General features: G+C 70.2%; 1 protein-coding gene. It reads left to right on the top strand.

The genetic code is table 11. From position 1 onward, the window contains the following. On the top strand, nt 1-513 hold a 513-nt coding region (gene tadA, locus KDM41_19015; GenBank protein MCB1185515.1), incomplete at both ends, for a Flp pilus assembly complex ATPase component TadA.

The raw sequence follows: 513 nt of genomic DNA, 5'->3' as shown, positions 1-513 counted from the left end.
CAGACTCCGATCGCCGGCGCCGCGGATGAGATCGATCGCCTGCTGACGGAGGCCGACCGGGACCTGCTGAGCACGGAGGGCAAGGGCCCGGTGATCCGGCTCGTGGATGCGATCCTCTTCGAGGCGCTCAGCCGCAGCGCGAGCGATGTGCACATCCAGCCTCTCGATGATCGCGCCCTGGTGCGCTACCGGCTCGATGGCGTCCTGCACACGGTGCGCGAGCTGCCGCGCACCGTCACGGGCGCCGTCGTCTCGCGCATCAAGGTCATGGGCCGGATGGACATCGCCGAGCGCCGCATCCCCCAGGACGGCCGGGCGACGGTGACCATCGGACCGCCCGCGCGATCAGCCTCTGATGACGCCTCCGGCTGCCGCGCCGTGGATCTGCGCATCAGCACCCTTCCGACGAGCTACGGCGAGCGCGCCGTCATCCGCCTGCTGGACAACACGCAGCAGCTGTGCGACTTCGACCGCATCGGCATGCCGAGCGACGTCTGCGAGCCGTTCCTCGAG

It is taken from the genome of bacterium (assembly GCA_020440705.1).
Lineage (GTDB): Bacteria > Krumholzibacteriota > Krumholzibacteriia > LZORAL124-64-63 > LZORAL124-64-63 > JAGRNP01.
This window is presented reverse-complemented; position numbering and strand designations above follow the sequence as displayed.